This window comes from Burkholderia sp. Bp9015, assembly GCF_003853505.1.
Taxonomy (GTDB): Bacteria; Pseudomonadota; Gammaproteobacteria; order Burkholderiales; family Burkholderiaceae; genus Burkholderia.
The window spans coordinates 1-404 of sequence record NZ_QTPZ01000110.1; the positions used below are offsets into that span (position 1 = coordinate 1).

The 404-nt window shown below is 52.7% G+C and carries 2 tRNA genes; both read left to right on the forward strand.

From position 1 onward, the window contains the following. Positions 1-97: 97 nt before the first annotated feature. Positions 98-174, forward strand: a tRNA-Ile gene (locus DIE12_RS37825). 38 nt (positions 175-212) lie between these two features. Then, positions 213-288: transfer RNA gene (locus DIE12_RS37830), tRNA-Ala, on the forward strand. Positions 289-404 lie beyond the last annotated feature (116 nt).

A 404-nucleotide genomic window follows, 5' to 3' on the forward strand; every position in this document is an offset into this window, starting at 1 on the left:
CCGTATCGGAAGGTGCGGCTGGATCACCTCCTTTCCAGAGCTTCTCGCAAAGTTGAGCGCTCACGCTTATCGGCTGTAAATTTAAAGACAGACTCAGGGGTCTGTAGCTCAGTCGGTTAGAGCACCGTCTTGATAAGGCGGGGGTCGTTGGTTCGAATCCAACCAGACCCACCATTGTCTGGCGGTAGGTACCTGAGGGAATCTGTACTCATGGGGGCATAGCTCAGCTGGGAGAGCACCTGCTTTGCAAGCAGGGGGTCGTCGGTTCGATCCCGTCTGCCTCCACCAATCTTCAATGACAAGCGTTCGACTTGGGTCGAGTCTTTGTCATTGGCGATTGAGCCAGTCAGAGTGATACGTAGTATGTATCGGCTGTCGTTCTTTAACAATCTGGAAGAAGTAAG